2 protein-coding genes are annotated in these 2,311 nt (G+C 65.3%); both read left to right on the top strand.

What is annotated here, in order from left to right; all coding sequences use genetic code 11:
* The first annotated feature begins 273 nt into the window (after positions 1–273).
* A complete protein-coding gene (locus ACE3QM_RS16320) occupies positions 274–1,239 on the top strand; it encodes an acetyl-CoA carboxylase carboxyltransferase subunit alpha (RefSeq protein ID WP_048409686.1) in 966 nt (321 codons plus the stop codon).
* A gap of 61 nt (positions 1,240–1,300) precedes the next feature.
* Positions 1,301–2,311: tRNA lysidine(34) synthetase TilS (tilS, locus tag ACE3QM_RS16315; RefSeq protein ID WP_374423364.1), on the top strand; the 1,011-nt coding region annotated here is incomplete at its 3' end.

Below are 2,311 nucleotides of genomic sequence, written 5' to 3'. Positions count from 1 at the left end.
AACCGCCGACATTCTGCTTGTAAGGCAGACGCTCTACCAACTGAGCTAAACGCCCTGAATCCTGTTCGCTGTTGCGTTTGCGTCTCAGCGAGGAGGCGAATTAAAACACAGGGTTTAAGCTTGCGCAAGTGGTCTATCAGCAATTTTTTTCAACTGACGACAATTTCGAATAAAAGCTCCAAAAATTAATGTTTTTGTCAGACAGAAAGGTGACGCCGGCTTTATCGCTAAGGTATCATGCCGCCATTAGCTATTTATCGGATGACGTAACGAATGAAGCCGACCTTTCTCGATTTTGAGCAGCCAATTGCCGAACTTGAGAACAAAATAGAAGAACTGCGCTATGTTCAGGACGATTCGGTGCTGGACATCTCGGAAGAGATCGCGCGTCTGCAGAAGAAGAGCCAGGAGCTGACCAAGACGCTCTACGCCAAGCTGACGCCGTCTCAAATCGCCATGGTGGCGCGCCATCCGCAGCGCCCCTACGCGCTCGACTATATAGAGAGTATTTTCACCGACTTCGAAGAGCTGCATGGCGACCGCGCGTATGCCGACGATGCAGCCATCGTCGGAGGCCTGGCCCGCTTCAATGGCCAGTCGGTGATGGTCATCGGCCAGCAGAAGGGCCGCGACACCAAGGAAAAGATCCGCCGCAACTTCGGCATGCCACATCCGGAAGGCTATCGCAAGGCCTTGCGCCTGATGAAGCTGGCCGAGAAGTTCGGCATTCCAGTGGTCACCTTGGTCGATACCACCGGCGCTTGGCCCGGCATCGGCGCGGAAGAGCGCGGACAGTCGGAGGCCATCGGCCGCAATCTCTATGAGATGACGCGCTTGCGCGTGCCCATCATCGTCACGGTGATAGGCGAGGGCGGTTCCGGCGGTGCCTTGGCCATCGCGGTGGGCGATTGCGTCAATATGCTGCAGTACGCGACTTACTCGGTGATTTCGCCGGAAGGCTGCGCTTCCATTCTGTGGAAGACCGCCGAACGCGCGTCCGACGCCGCCGAGGCGTTGGGCATCACCGCGCCGCGTCTGAAGACCCTGGGCCTGGTTGACCGCGTGGTCAACGAGCCGGTGGGTGGCGCGCACCGCGATCATGCCCAGATGATGGCGAGCATGAAGCGCGTGTTGCAGGAAGAGTTGAAAGACTTGACCTCCAAGCCGATCGACGAATTGCTGAAAACCCGTTTCGACAGATTGATGAGCTATGGCCGCTTCAAGGAAGCCGCAGCCTGACCCGCTCGAAGCTCTGCTAAGCCATTGGCCGGACGAATTGTCCGGCCAATGTGCTTTTGAGGTGGGCTTGAGCGGCGGTTTGGACTCGGTGGCGCTGCTGGCGCTGCTGTGCCGCGCACGCGAACACAGGCCCGGGCTGGCGGTGAGCGCCGTGCATGTGCATCACGGCTTGAGCCCGAATGCCGACGCCTGGGCCGAGCATTGCCGCGCCTTGTGCGCGGCGCTGCGGGTGCCGCTGCGGCTGGAGCGGGTGAGTTTGGTCGTCAGCGGCGGCGACAGCCTGGAAGCGGTGGCGCGCACGGCGCGCTACCAGGTGTATCGGCGCTCCGCCGCCGGGGTGGTGGCGTTGGCGCATCATCTGGACGATCAGGCGGAAACCGTGCTGCTGCAATTGCTGCGCGGCGGCGGCCCGCGCGCGCTGGCGGCGATGCCGGCGCTGCGTCGGCTGGACGCGGCGGGGCCCTGGTTGTGGCGGCCGCTGCTGGGCTTGCGCCGGCTGCAGCTGGAGGCCTGGGTTCAGGCCGAGGGCCTGAGCTGGGTGGAGGATGAAAGCAATCGGGACGAGCGCTGGCGGCGCAATCTGCTGCGCCAGCGCTTGCTGCCGCAACTGGAAGCGGCGCTGCCGGACTATCGCCGTCATCTGGCGCGCTCGGCCGGCCTGCTGGCGGACGCGGCCGCGGTGCTGGACGAGGTGGCGGCCCAGGATCTGGCCGCGTGTCGGCTCGGCGATGGTTTGAGCCTGGCCATCTGGCGCGGCTTGTCCGAACCCAGGCAGCGCCAGGTCCTACTGGCCTGGTTGCGCGCTCTGGAGTGGCCGGCGCCGGAGCCGGAAGCGCTGGCCGAATTCCAGCGCCAGGCCTTGCAAGCCGGCGCCGACAGCTGTCCACGGCTCGCGCTGGCCTCGGGCCTGCTATACCGCTACCGCGACGGCGTGCATGCCTTGCCGGCGCTGGCGCCGCCAGCGGCCGTGGGGGGCCCCGCCGGGCCCCCCCCGGGGGGGGGGCCCCCCCCCGGGGGGGCGGGGGGGGGTGGGGGGGGGGGGGGGGGGGGGGGGGGGGGGGGGGCGCGGCGG

Source organism: Chromobacterium sp., assembly GCF_041912965.1.
Taxonomy (GTDB): domain Bacteria; phylum Pseudomonadota; class Gammaproteobacteria; order Burkholderiales; family Chromobacteriaceae; genus Chromobacterium; species Chromobacterium aquaticum.
This window is presented reverse-complemented; position numbering and strand designations above follow the sequence as displayed.

Bases quoted from the DNA above. Each gene is read 5' to 3' on its own strand.
- ACE3QM_RS16320 (WP_048409686.1), top strand. From the start codon at position 274: ATGAAGCCGACCTTTCTCGATTTTGAGCAGCCAATTGCCGAACTTGAG.